General features: G+C 49.8%; 9 protein-coding genes. 1 reads left to right on the top strand and 8 read right to left on the bottom strand.

Annotation, left to right across the window (positions count from 1 at the left end; genetic code table 11):
• The first annotated feature begins 93 nt into the window (after positions 1 to 93).
• Positions 94 to 1659: an N-acetylmuramoyl-L-alanine amidase family protein gene (locus KTG14_RS05460; protein WP_216969984.1), complete on the top strand. Its 1566-nt coding sequence runs from the start codon at positions 94 to 96 to the stop codon at positions 1657 to 1659.
• Between the two features lie 414 nt (positions 1660 to 2073).
• On the opposite strand, the gene dtd is transcribed toward KTG14_RS05460, so the two are convergent.
• The 8 genes from dtd to KTG14_RS05500 all read right to left on the bottom strand — a co-directional run bounded on the left by dtd (position 2074) and on the right by KTG14_RS05500 (position 12629).
• Positions 2074 to 2526 carry a D-aminoacyl-tRNA deacylase gene (dtd, locus tag KTG14_RS05465; protein ID WP_216969985.1) on the bottom strand — a complete coding sequence of 151 codons (453 nt, stop codon included), beginning with the start codon at positions 2524 to 2526 and terminating at the stop codon, positions 2074 to 2076.
• Positions 2527 to 2535: 9 nt separating this feature from the next.
• Positions 2536 to 4728, bottom strand: coding sequence for a RelA/SpoT family protein (locus tag KTG14_RS05470; RefSeq protein ID WP_216969986.1), 2193 nt, complete (start codon positions 4726 to 4728; stop codon positions 2536 to 2538).
• A gap of 117 nt (positions 4729 to 4845) precedes the next feature.
• A complete protein-coding gene (locus KTG14_RS05475; protein ID WP_216969987.1) occupies positions 4846 to 6399 on the bottom strand; it encodes a glycosyl hydrolase family 28-related protein in 1554 nt (517 codons plus the stop codon).
• 89 nt (positions 6400 to 6488) lie between these two features.
• Positions 6489 to 7001: an adenine phosphoribosyltransferase gene (locus KTG14_RS05480; protein WP_068461876.1), complete on the bottom strand. Its 513-nt coding sequence runs from the start codon at positions 6999 to 7001 to the stop codon at positions 6489 to 6491.
• Complete coding sequence (gene recJ, locus KTG14_RS05485; protein WP_216969988.1) at positions 6992 to 9334, bottom strand: single-stranded-DNA-specific exonuclease RecJ; 2343 nt, start codon at positions 9332 to 9334, stop codon at positions 6992 to 6994. Before recJ ends, KTG14_RS05480 begins: the two co-directional genes overlap by 10 nt.
• 85 nt (positions 9335 to 9419) lie before the next feature.
• Positions 9420 to 9860, bottom strand: coding sequence for a LapA family protein (locus tag KTG14_RS05490; protein ID WP_216969989.1), 441 nt, complete (start codon positions 9858 to 9860; stop codon positions 9420 to 9422).
• A gap of 105 nt (positions 9861 to 9965) precedes the next feature.
• Positions 9966 to 12245 (bottom strand): protein translocase subunit SecDF, encoded by a 2280-nt coding sequence (gene secDF, locus KTG14_RS05495; RefSeq protein ID WP_216969990.1) that lies wholly within the window; start codon positions 12243 to 12245, stop codon positions 9966 to 9968.
• 63 nt (positions 12246 to 12308) lie between these two features.
• Complete coding sequence (locus KTG14_RS05500; protein WP_216969991.1) at positions 12309 to 12629, bottom strand: post-transcriptional regulator; 321 nt, start codon at positions 12627 to 12629, stop codon at positions 12309 to 12311.
• Positions 12630 to 12941: the final 312 nt, after the last annotated feature.

The following is a 12941-nucleotide window of genomic DNA, read 5'->3' on the forward strand; positions in this document are numbered from 1 at the left end:
TAATCAGCTGGAGAATTCTTGTCAAGCTTTTGCATACATTGCCTGATTTTTTTGATATTATGATGAAGATGAACTTAATTTAGGAGGACCGCTATGCAACGACGACTTATCCTTACCTTGCTGGTTTTTATTTTGGCCTTATCTGGCACGATCCCATTAGCTGTTACGAATCCTGCCCATGCAGATAACGGCGAAGTATCAGCTACGGGCTCAACGGTCAATATCCGGACTGGGCCGGGTTTGAGCTATGAAGTGATCGGTTCGATGAAACAAGGCGACAAAGCACAACAAGTTTCACGCAACGGCGATTGGATTGAGATCCGCCACGGCAATACAGAAGGCTGGGTCGCTTCCTGGCTCGTCAGCACAGAACCAGCACAAAACACATCAGCCCAAACCGCTATATCGTCCGTTGACAGCTTGAATATCCGCGCACAGGCAGATCTATCTTCCGCGGTGCTGTCAAAAATGAACGCCGGTGAACAAGCACAAGTGATTGCGAGCCACGGCGACTGGACAGAAGTCCACTTCCGCAATGTCCGCGGCTTTGTCTCGACACAGTACATAAGCTTAACAGAGCAAAAAGCAGCAGCTCCTGATGATTCGGCTGGCGAACAGCAGGAACAAGCGGCTCAAGCTCTTGAAAAACTTTCTTCATTCCGCATCGCGGTCGACGCACTGAATGTCCGTGCTGAACCGAGTCTAAACGCGAAAATCCAAGCTTCTGTTAAAGAAGGCCAAGTGTTCAACGTAAAAGGAATGGACGGCAACTGGGTCCAGCTTGAACTCATCGATGGAAAAACCGGCTGGGTCTATGCCTTCTATGGTGAATTGTCCGACCAGCCCGCACAAAAAGCAAGCTCCTCAGATGAACAAGTGACCGTCCTTACCGACGGCACGAATCTGCGTGCACAAGCGAACACCTCATCAGAAGTGGTCACGCGGGCGGATGCCGGTATGCAGCTATCAGTGGCAGGCAAAGAAGGCCAATGGTATTTAGTGGCGCTTGAAGACGGCCGCCAAGCTTATATTGCCGATTGGGTCGTACGCACGGGAACATCCACTGAACCGGCCGAAGCCGAACAACAACCCGCCAGAAAAGCCGGCACCTTGAACGGATTGACAATTGTCTTGGATCCGGGCCACGGAGGCAATGATGGCGGTACAGTCGGCGTCCGGAAAACGAATGAAAAAGACCTGACCTTGAAAACGGCAGAAATCCTGTCGCATCACTTGCGCTCTGCGGGGGCGGAAGTCGTCATGACAAGGCAGTCGGATGTTTATGTCGACCTTCGCCACCGCGTTTCCGAAAGCCACCAAGTGGCAGCGGATGCCTTCATCAGCATTCATTACGATGCCACTGAAGACAGCACGGTTTCTGGCTTTACTTCGTATTATCAACATCCATACCAACAAAAATTAGCTGAGCACATCAACGGCGGATTGGCCGGCAAATTGACACTCGATGACCGCGGCGCAAGAAAAGGCAATTACCTCGTCTTGCGGGATAATCGACAAGCTGCGGTGCTGGTCGAACTTGGCTTCCTCAGCAACTTCAACGAAGAGCGCATCGTCTCAAGCGACCAATTCCGCCAACAAGCGGCGCTTGGCCTTTACAACGGCATCATTAGCTATTTCGATTCTGAATTAAGTGAATGAAATCGAATGCCCCGCTTCTCAAATGAGAAGCGGGGCATTCTTGTTTTAAGTGGATTGTCACTTGACGCTGAAAGCTTCAAGGAATCATTTCCAGCTATTTTCTCTATTGTAAAAGAGGCAAGCACATACGCTTGCCTCTTCCAGAGAGTTGAATAAGTTCGTAATCTGTTATAAGTCAAAAAAGAGCTTAGCTTTTTGACATTTGATAATCAATGACCTGACTGAGTATTTGGAGAAGCGTTTGCTCGACTCCTGTGGGACTAGCGGGTTTGAGAGACCCCGCAGGAACGGAGTGACGAGGAGGCTCGATTCCCGCCCCACGGAAAGCGAGCAATAAGCTTCGGAAAATACGATTATCAAGAGTTTCTCGATGAGTTGAAAGAGGCAAGCAGACCTGCTTGCCTCTTTCAAACATTATTTTTTAGCCCCGTCGGAATCAACAATGATGGTGACCGGGCCATCGTTGACGAGCTGGACGTCCATCATCGCACCGAATACACCAGTTTCAACCTGGAGGCCCTGGCTTGTCAATTCCTCGTTGAATTTCAGCCACAAAGGTTCCGCCTGTTCCGGGCGCGCTGCTTCCACAAAACTCGGGCGCCGTCCTTTTTTTACATCTCCGTACAAAGTGAACTGGGAAATCGACAGCACACTGCCCCCCGCTTGCTCGATCGAGCGGTTCATCTTGCCGTCTTCGTCTTCAAACAAGCGAAGACCAGCAATTTTTTTGGCGGCGTAGACCGCATCTGCTTGAGTATCGCTATGGGTGATGCCGACCAATAACACATAGCCGGAATCGATGGCCCCTGTAATTTGACCGTCAACGGTGACGGACGCTTTTTTTGAACGCTGCAATACGACTTTCATGGCTCCTCCTTAATTCGTCACACGTTTAACCGAATAGACGTCGGGAATTTGCTTGATGCGCTCCACGACACGGTTCAGGTGAGAAATATGCGGAATCATGATCGATAAATTGATCGTCGCAATCTTGTCTTTATCAGCACGCCCGCTGACGGCGGTGATCGTCGTCTTCGTCTCACTGACCATGTGCATCACTTCGTTGATCAAGCCGGTGCGGTCATAGGCCTGCACTTCAATATCGATTTGATACGATTTGTTTTCAGGTGATCCTGAGTCTTCCCATTCGACCGGAATCAGCCGATCGGATTCGTCGGCTTGGATATTCGGGCAATCCGCGCGATGGACCGAGACGCCGCGGCCTTTGGTGATAAAGCCGAGAATGGCATCACCCGGCACCGGGTTGCAGCATTTTGACAAACGGATCATCATATTGTCGATGCCGCGCACGATGACGCCGGATTCCGTCTGTTTTTTCGGTTGGTTGGACTTCATTTCCACAGTAATTTTTTCGATGGCTTCTTCCTGCTCACGCTTTTTGCGCTGGCGCTCCGCCAAACGGTTGACGACTTGCTGGGCGGTGATGCCATTGAATCCGACCGCCGCATACATATCATCTTCACTGGCGAAATTGTATTTCTCGATGACGCGTTTGATATTCTCTGCTGTCAGCACTTCTTTTTGGGTAAACTCTTGTGCTTTGATTTCCTTTTCGACAAGTTCGCGTCCTTTATGAACATTGTCATCGCGCACTTGTTTCTTGAAGAATTGCTTGATTTTATTTTTAGCCTGCGTCGATTTGGCAATTTTCAGCCAATCTCGGCTTGGTCCTACCGATTGCTTGGACGTCAAAATTTCGACGATATCGCCGGTATGCAGCTCGAAATCAAGCGGCACCATCTTGCCGTTCACTTTCGCGCCGATTGTCTTATTGCCGATTTCGCTATGGACACGGTAAGCGAAATCGATTGGGCAGGATCCGTCCGGCATTTCGATGACATCGCCTTTCGGGGAGAACACATAGACCATGTCCGAAAACAAATCGAATTTCAGCGATTCCATGAATTCTTCCGCGTTGTCGGATTCGTTCTGGAAATCAAGGATTTCGCGGAACCACGACAGGCGGGAATCGACTGAGCTTAGCGGCTTGTCGGAGGTTTTGCCTTCTTTGTACGCCCAATGCGCCGCGACCCCGTATTCGGCGATGCGGTGCATTTCCTCTGTGCGGATCTGCACTTCTAGAGGATCGCCCTGCGGCCCGATGACCGTTGTATGGAGCGACTGGTATAGATTCTGCTTCGGCATCGCGATGTAATCCTTGAAGCGCCCAGGCATTGGTTTCCATGTGGAATGGATGATGCCAAGCACTGCGTAACAGTCCTTGATGCTGTCGACCGTGATGCGCACAGCAAGCAAATCATAGATTTCGTTGAACTGCTTGTTCTGCATCGCCATTTTCTTATAGATGCTGTAAATATGCTTTGGACGCCCGAATAGATCAGCTTCAATGCCGACCTCATCCAGCTGGACACGGATTTCGCCCATGACGTTATTTAAATAATCTTCCCGCTCCGTGCGTTTTTTCTTCATTAGATTGACGATGCGGTAATACTGCTGGGGATTTAAATACCGGAGAGCAGTGTCTTCAAGCTCCCATTTGATCGTATTGATCCCTAGGCGGTGTGCAATCGGCGCAAAGATCTCCAAAGTCTCATTCGCTTTGATGCGCTGCTTTTCGACCGATTGGTATTTCAAAGTTCTCAAATTATGCAAACGGTCCGCCAGCTTGATGAGGATGACGCGGATATCCTGCGCCATCGCGACAAACATTTTACGGTGATTTTCCGCTTGCTGTTCTTCTTTCGACATATACTTGATCTTGCTGAGTTTTGTCACGCCATCGACCAATAATGCGACTTCCTCATCGAATTCACGGACTATGTCTTCGCGGCTGACGTCGGTATCTTCAACGACGTCATGCAAAAAACCCGCTGCGACTGTGGCGGGATCCATTTGCAATTCTGCGAGGATCCCGGCCACTTGCACCGGATGCACAATATAAGGTTCGCCGGATTTCCGGAATTGGCCATCATGGGCTTCATAGGCAAGCTGGTACGCCTTTTTTATCGTTTCTACGTGCTCTGCATTCATATAGGACGCAACCATTTCGAATACATCTTCAACTGTTCTCACTTGATCTTTCGCCATAATTGCCCACCTTGCTTTATTTATTTCCAGAAGAGTATTTCTTTATTATAGATAACTTTCCGCTAAAAAGTAAAGCTTTTGCGTGTTTTCATCTATCTCCCGGAAATACCCCAGGGGCTACAGGCGTTCAGCTTTCTGTTTACGGATGCCGTCGACCATGATCCATTTGCTGTCATCGCCCACTGCGACGGTCTTATTTGACGAATCGATACTCATAATGTTTTTGACACGGACATTGCGTGCGCTTTGCTTTCCGCCCATGATTGAAATATCCGATCCCGCCGTGCGGAAGCCACGTACGACACCGTTTGACAGCGATATATGCTCGGCACGGTATTGTACAGCGGAAGCGGGGCGCCCTTTGTAATCATAGAGCGGATCGCCTTCGAACAGGAAGCGATTGATCGCGACATTGCGGTAGCCGGAAATAACCAGCGAGCGCGGCGATGAGTCCTTATAGAGCCGCGTTTCGACCGGTGCTAGAGACACGAGACGCTGCGCTTTGATGTTATAGGCCGACAAGGATTCCGGATCTTCGCGGAGATGATGGCCGATATGGCGGAAATTGAACGAACGGTTGTCATTGACCGACAAATGGCCCGATATAAAAACACCGGACGCTGCCGACGAATTGGCGTGCGCTTTGATTTCGACGCCGCCGAAGCAACGCGACGTGGAATTATTGAACAGCCAGACATGCCTAGAGCCATCATCGATCTCAATACCATTGGAATTCGAATAGCCTTTTTTATGGGCTTTTCCGCTCGGGTCGGAGAAATGGCAATTGGAGACGAAGACATAATCGCTGTGATGGGTCGTCAAACCGTCGTCCCCGAAGCCGAAGCCGTTCACTTGGTCGACCCAGATATATTTGCAGCCGCCCCTTCCGCGCATGCCGTCACCTGCGTAATTATAAAGCGGCGAGGTAATGTCGACGCAGTGAAGCCCCGGATTGATTGCTTCTACATCCCGCACCCATCCGTAGGTAACGCCTGCAAAAGTTACGCAACTCGAATAATTGCCCCAAGAATTGGTGCGTTCCGCATGTCCAAGGCGTTCCACGTTCCAATCGAGGCTCAAGCTCTCAATCGAGATATTGCGGTTGCCATTCACATAATTGGAGTTTGTCAATAAACGAGAACGCTTTGGCGCTTTCGGATGCAGCTTGATGACCGAAGCGGCCTTGCCCGCCCCGACAATCCGGCTCCATGAAGGGACGCGGATCCCTTTGACGATATAGACGCCGGGCGGAACCGTCACTTCCACCCGGCCATTGCCAATCGCTTTTTTAAATGCTTCGGTGCAATCCGTGACGCCGTCACCGACCGCCCCGTAATCCCGGATGTTGACGCGACGGTTGATTGTTGAATCAAGTTTCTTGTATTCACGGTCAAGTTTGCCTTTCCATTCCGGAAACAAGTCCTGTCCGAACACGATAGTGCCGTAGCCGTTATCATCCGCGACTTCATACTCATCGGCGAAAACGGACCATAGTTTTTCGAAGAAATGGATTGGCCGCTTAATGCGTACGCGGGGGAGATCTTTCTTGATGTCATTGAACAGTGCTTCGGTCTCCCGGGTAGTCTGTTCTAAAGGAGTCGCATCGTTTAGCAGCTGCCCGATCAATTCATTGTTTTGTACAGGGTCATACCGTCTGTCCAATTCGATCATGGAAATCACCTCTCTCGCAAGTTTCTTTCTCTACCATACCCCGCCGTCAGAAAAAAAATCACCTTGCCCCAAAAGGCAAAGTGATTTTCTTAATATTGCATCAAAGTTGTGACATCATAGCCGTCGAGGTTCTTGCGGCCATCCAAGTAAGTCAACTCGATTAAAAATGCGCAGCCGACAACCACTCCGCCAAGCTGTTCAACCAGGTTGATCGTCGCATTGATTGTTCCGCCGGTAGCCAAAAGATCGTCCGTGATCAAGACGCGCTGTCCCGGTTTAATGGCATCTTTGTGCATCGTCAATACGTCCGTGCCGTACTCAAGGCCGTATTGTGCACGAATCACTTCACGCGGCAATTTGCCTTCTTTGCGGACCGGCGCAAAACCGATTTCTAGCGCATAAGCAACAGGGCAGCCAATGATAAAGCCGCGAGCTTCCGGTCCAACGATAATTTCTGCGTCCACTGTTTTCGCGTATGCAACAATTTGGTCCGTTGCGTATTTATAGGCTTCGCCACTGTCCATCAAAGATGTAATATCCTTGAACCTGATTCCTGGCTTCGGCCAATCTTCTACGATGGTTATATATTGCTTTAAATCCATAATTCTTCCTCCTTGGCTGACACTTGGGCGTCAAACCAGTCTTTTAGATCCCGATAGGATGCATATAAGAGCTTCTGTTCCAAAGCAATCTGCCGCTCGCGCTTCTTATAAGCCGGCGCTTCTGAAAGATCACGTTTTCCAGGAGCCTGTGCAATCTCGGTAATTCCATTGTTAAGTGTAACAAAACCGAGTTCAAAAAACACCTGAAGCATGAAAAATAATGTTTCCCGGCTCCAGCCTTTGTGTTTAGCAAGTTCTTCGCCATTCTTTTTAAAATCGAAGGTGCCGCGCTTCTTGACGAAGCCGAACAGCCATTTGAATTGGTCACGGTCCGGGATACGCTCGAAATATTGTGATTCCTGCGCGTAGAAATGGGCATAGACACGCTTTGGCCGCAGCTGTGTGAGTACGGACGACAACTGCTCTTCAGAGTCCGGCAGATCCAACAGCACCAAATGCTCTTTCGCTGCACCCGATTCGACGAGCGACTGCACCGAGACGATCGGTCCGTCAAGTAATGAGCTAAACACCGCTTCCGTTTCTTTTTGGAAAGCGACGAATACCTGGTTTTGTTTTGGGATGAGCTTCGACCAGCGACTGACTTGGCGAATGCCGCGGATGTCGAATAATTGCCATTCGTCCGTGCGGATGTCCTCCACTAATAGCTGTGGTTTTTTGCGGCCGTTCCATTCGTTGATCTGTAGGTCGCCGATGACATCGATCTTGACCTCAGGCGTCAGTTCATCGCCGAGCTCACCGATGCCGAAGCCGACCGCATCCAAGGTAGAGCCGTTTTGCGCCAGCTCCATTTTCAAATGCGCTTGGCTGGCGCCGATTTTACGAATGCCTGCGACTTTAACGCCATCCAGATAAAACTTCGGTTTGGCAAACCCCATGCCAAATGGCGCTAGACGGCGCATGCCTTCAATGGTTTCCGTATCAACTTCATCAAGTGTCACAGGGATATCGATCGATACGACCGGCACTAAATCTTCTGCGGTCAACGAATTTTTTGCTTGTTCGTTCAAACGCTCGCGCAATTCATCGACGTCTTCCGCGGCAAGCGTCATGCCTGCTGCCATCGGGTGTCCGCCGAAATGTGGCAGGATGTCGCGATTTTTGGCGAGTTCGTTGTACAGGTGAAAGCCTTCGATGCTGCGCGCCGAACCTTTTGCTTTGCCATTCGCCAAATCAAGTGACAATACGATTGACGGACGGTAAAATTTCTCGGTCAATTTGGAAGCCACGATGCCGACAACGCCAGGATTCCAGCCTTCTTGGGCAACGATAATGACGTGCGGCAACTGCTCGCCGTAGCGCGCTTCTACTTGCTCGATCGCTTGCTCAGAAATCGCCTTAACGATCGCCTGGCGTTCTTTGTTCAAAACGTCCAAGCCATCTGCGAGTGAACGAGCTTCTGATGGGTCATCCGTCATGAACATACGCACCGCCGGATCAGCCGATTGCAAGCGGCCAATCGCATTGATGCGCGGACCGAACATAAAACCAATCGTCTCTTCCGTAATGTCGCGCTGCTTGACTCCCGCAACGTCCGCTAATGCCGCAATCGCGGGCATCGGCGAATCTTGCAAAGCACGCAAGCCTTCTTTGACGAGCACGCGGTTTTCACCGTGCAATGGTACCAAATCGGCAATCGTGCCGATCGCCACCAGCTCCGTCAAATGGTCCGGGATGTCCCCGTAGAGCGCCTGTGCCATTTTGAATGCCACACCGACGCCGGCCAGTTCGCCGAACGGGTACTTGCCTTCCGGATGCCGTGGATGGATGACCGCGAGTGCTGCGGGCATTTCGTCGCCGATATCGTGGTGGTCACTGATGATGACATCCATCCCGAGTTCATTTGCCAAGCGCACCGGCTCTATTCCTGACACGCCGTTATCGACTGTAACAATCAAGTTGATACCTTCTGCATGGGCTTCCTTGAATAGCTCTTCATTCGGGCCATAGCCATGGTCGAAGCGGTTCGGGATCTTGAAGGACACATCAGCGCCCAAATCCTGCAGCACTGTCATCATGACTGTCGTACTGGTCACCCCGTCTGCGTCGTAGTCGCCATAAACGAGAATTTTTTCTTCCGCTTCAATCGCCTGCTGGATACGCGCCACTGCGACGTCCATATCCTTCATCAGAAACGGATTATGTATGCCGGATAGTTCGACATCTAGAAATTCCTGTGCTTTTTCCACTGTGTCGATTCCGCGCGTGACGAGAATTTTCGCCAGCACAGATGACAAGGATAGCGCTTGTTGTAATTCCTGGACGGCTTGTTCATCCGGGCTTGTCAATTGCCATCTTTTTTTCGATTCAATCATTGGATCTCACTTCCTCACCCGTACATTATACAACATCAGCGGGCAGACAAAAACCTTTCGGCTAAGCGCCGAAAGGTTCATTTTTCTACAATTCGTCGCGGCGCGTGTCCGGACGGCGGTCCTGTGTATCGTCGATCCCAAATTCTTCGCGCTTTGGCTGAGAACGGAGCGACTCGTCCGCATCATGCGTCCGTTCTTCTCCGGTGACGACCATTGGATCAGGCGTGACGCCTGCGCGCTGGTATTCAGCGATTTCGTTCTGTTGCGTGGCGATAAGCGATTCCTTGACCGCCACTTCTTTTTGAAGAGTCTTCACTTTACGCTTCAATTGGTAATTACGTGTCATGGCGAGAATACTCGAAAGCAGGAAGCCGAGCAATGCGGACACGAGAATGACCAGGATCAACGGCCATTGTGATTCGCCGAACACATAATTGACCGGCACGTTATCGACATTAAATACTGCAAATACTGCGATGATGATAGCAAAAACAAGACCGAGCAATAAGAGCCATTGCAATTTCATGTGAACCATCCTTTCTTAATGAAAACTGTGTACACCTTTCCCCCTTTCATACAAAAAGGGACAAGGTATCATTATTCTATACCCTGTCCCTTTGTCCTATTAAACTTATACGACTGGTTCGTCAGAGCCCCATTTGGACTCTTGTTCTTTCTTCTCGATATCGATCGGACCTTTCTTATTCAACTCGCGTTTTTTCAATACGAGCCATAGCTGGGCTGCGATGAAGATTGACGAATACGTTCCAGCGATCAAGCCGATCAATAAGGCGATCGAGAAATTCGTAATCGATGCAGCGCCGAAGATCAGGAGAGCCAGCACGACAAGGAATACCGTCATGACGGTATTGATCGAACGCGTCAAGGTTTGGCGGAGGGAAGTATTAACGATCTTCTCCAATTGCTCCACTGTCTCGACTTTTTTAACGCGGCGCATGTTTTCGCGGATCCGGTCAAACGTGACAATCGTATCGTTGATGGAATAACCGATAATGGTCAAGACGGCGGCAATAAAGGTGATATCCACCTCGAGCCGCAGAATGCTGAATGCAGCAACGATGAAGAACGTGTCATGCAACAGTGCAACGATTGATGCCACACCCATGCGCCATTCAAAGCGGAACGCCACATAGATGATGATGCCGATTGCCGCAATGGCAAGAGCATATAGTGCATTCTTTGCAAGCTCGATGCCGACGGTCGGCGATACGGTCGAAACGTTCGGTTCGATGCCGTATTCGTCTATAGCCGCAGATTTCAATTCTTCAATTTCTGTTTGACTGAAATCATCGACATATCGGACGACGCCGATGGAAGAACCTTCCCCTGCCATGACGATATCGTCAGACGGGTAGCCCGCACTTTCCACGAAGTTCTCCACTTCATCTTTTGTTAATGAAGATTCAGAAGTGATTTCAACGCGTGTACCGCTGGAGAAATCGATTCCCAAATTCAATTGGAAAATCGACAGCACGACCATACCTGACAAGATGAGCGCAAGCGAGGCAGCGAAGAATTTGCGGCGGTTGCCGGCAAAATCAAAGCGGTCGTATGGCGTCGACAAATCCGTGATGTGAAGGTCTTCTTCTTTCGTGTGGATCTTGTTTTTAGATAAGCCGAACCATCCTGGCTTATTGTCCAGGAATCCGCTCCAGACCCAGAGTCCGAGCATGAGGCGAGAACCCCATACAGCCGTCAGGAAGCTTGCGAGAATGGAAATGATCAGCATCGTCGCAAAACCTTTAACGGAACTTGTGCCGAAATAGAACAACACGGCAGCAGCGAGAAGCGTCGTGATATTGGCGTCAATGATCGCAGAAAACGATGATCTGGCACCGGCACGGAACGCATCCCGCACGGACTGGCCTGTTCGCAGCTCCTCGCGTATGCGCTCATAGGTGATGATATTGGCATCCACTGCCATCCCGACGCCGAGCATGATTGCTGCGATACCCGGTAAAGTTAGCACCCCGCCAATCCACTGGAAGATCACAAGGATCAAATAGACATAAGCGGAAAGCGTGATGACTGCAATCGCGCCTGGGAAACGGTAGAACAACAGCATGAAGATGAGAACAGCCGCGATGCCGATTCCAGCAGCAAATGTCGTCTGGTCTAGCGCTTGTTCACCAAATTGTGCCCCGACTGATGTCGAATACACTTCTGTAAGTTTCACTGGAAGCGCCCCAGCGTTCAAAATACCAGCCAAATTCTGCGTTTCCTCAACTGTAAAGGATCCGGAGATTTCAACGCTTGGTGAATTGATGCGCTGTGAAACGCGCGGGTCGGAAACGAATTTCGGATCCGCTTTCAGGCGTTCTTCCTGATAGGAATCAACGCCTTCTTCAAAATCGAGCCAGATGACCAGAACATTATCCGGCGCTGGCATTTGAGCGATTTCGCCAGTCACTTCGGCGAATTTACCCGGTTCATTCAACTCAAGTGTAACGATCGGCTGACCTTCCTGGTTGAAAGTAGCCGTCGCACCGCCTTGCGTGAGGTCATCTCCCGACAACATGACATTGTCATTCGCATCGCGGAACGATAAATTCGCTTCTGTTGAAAGCAGCTCACGGGCGGATGATTGGTCTTCAACGCCCGCCAATTGGACGCGTATCCGGTTGCCGCTTTCGATTTGAATGCTCGGTTCACTGACACCAAGCACATCGATGCGGCTTCTCAACGCATCTGTCGTATCAGAGACGACTTCTTCTGTAATTTCTTTCTCACTGCCTTCTAGCGGTTCGACTTGATAAAGAACTTCAAATCCGCCCTGCAGATCAAGCCCGAGATTGATGTCTTTGGCGATCGGCAGGCTGGTCGTGCCAATCAGGCCAACAAGCATGAATACCAGCAGGAAAAAGGCGATGATGCGAGATCTTGCTTTCATATGTATAGTTCCTCCTCAATATAGAACACAGCACTTACATTATCGGTGACGTGCCAAAAGGTGTCAAATCCCACGCGGTTTCTGGCGCGCCGGACGAAGAAGCTGCTGCAGGTCCTCCATGCTGTCTTCCGAGAAAAAGTTTGCGGTTTTAAAGCCCTCCACCTGATGGTAAGCAACAAAATCGGAAGCCGTCAGATCCATAATATTCGACACCATCTCATGCAAGCGCATGTCTTCGACTTTCTTCTTTTTCCACGCTTTTTTCAGGCAATAATCCCACAACGCTTCCGGGGTGAATGTTTCGTATTGCAAATACGTGAATTCGCTGCATTTGCTCTCCAATGCCGGCAGCACTTGCTCGTATTTTTCCGGATAGCTCATCATGTCGGTTCTCCTTTCTGCAGTTCTGTTTCCATTGTAACTCCCAGATGGAAATTTTAGAACAAATGCATGAAAATTTTTGGAAAATTGTTTAATTTATTTTGGTTAAAACAAGTTAATGAAATCGCTCCAGGCGGACGCTTTCCGCTCTTTCACTTGAGTATATACAGTAGAGAGGAAACAAACCAAAATAGGCTACTTAATCCACAGCTTCATTTATTTTGCATAATATTGTTCTTATAAAGGCTATAAATAGCTTTGTTCAGTTAGAGTATAGTGAATTTCCAAATGGACGAAAAAAACGCCTCCCGAAAG

The sequence above is a fragment of the Planococcus sp. CP5-4_YE genome, from assembly GCF_019042655.1.
Classification (GTDB): Bacteria; Bacillota; Bacilli; order Bacillales_A; family Planococcaceae; genus Planococcus.

Bases quoted from the DNA above. Each gene is read 5' to 3' on its own strand.
- KTG14_RS05470 (WP_216969986.1), bottom strand. From the start codon at position 4,728: ATGGCGAAAGATCAAGTGAGAACAGTTGAAGATGTATTCGAAATGGTT.
- recJ (WP_216969988.1), bottom strand. From the start codon at position 9,334: ATGATTGAATCGAAAAAAAGATGGCAATTGACAAGCCCGGATGAACAA.
- dtd (WP_216969985.1), bottom strand. From the start codon at position 2,526: ATGAAAGTCGTATTGCAGCGTTCAAAAAAAGCGTCCGTCACCGTTGAC.
- KTG14_RS05500 (WP_216969991.1), bottom strand. From the start codon at position 12,629: ATGATGAGCTATCCGGAAAAATACGAGCAAGTGCTGCCGGCATTGGAG.
- secDF (WP_216969990.1), bottom strand. From the start codon at position 12,245: ATGAAAGCAAGATCTCGCATCATCGCCTTTTTCCTGCTGGTATTCATG.
- KTG14_RS05480 (WP_068461876.1), bottom strand. From the start codon at position 7,001: ATGGATTTAAAGCAATATATAACCATCGTAGAAGATTGGCCGAAGCCA.
- KTG14_RS05490 (WP_216969989.1), bottom strand. From the start codon at position 9,860: ATGAAATTGCAATGGCTCTTATTGCTCGGTCTTGTTTTTGCTATCATC.
- KTG14_RS05460 (WP_216969984.1), top strand. From the start codon at position 94: ATGCAACGACGACTTATCCTTACCTTGCTGGTTTTTATTTTGGCCTTA.
- KTG14_RS05475 (WP_216969987.1), bottom strand. From the start codon at position 6,399: ATGATCGAATTGGACAGACGGTATGACCCTGTACAAAACAATGAATTG.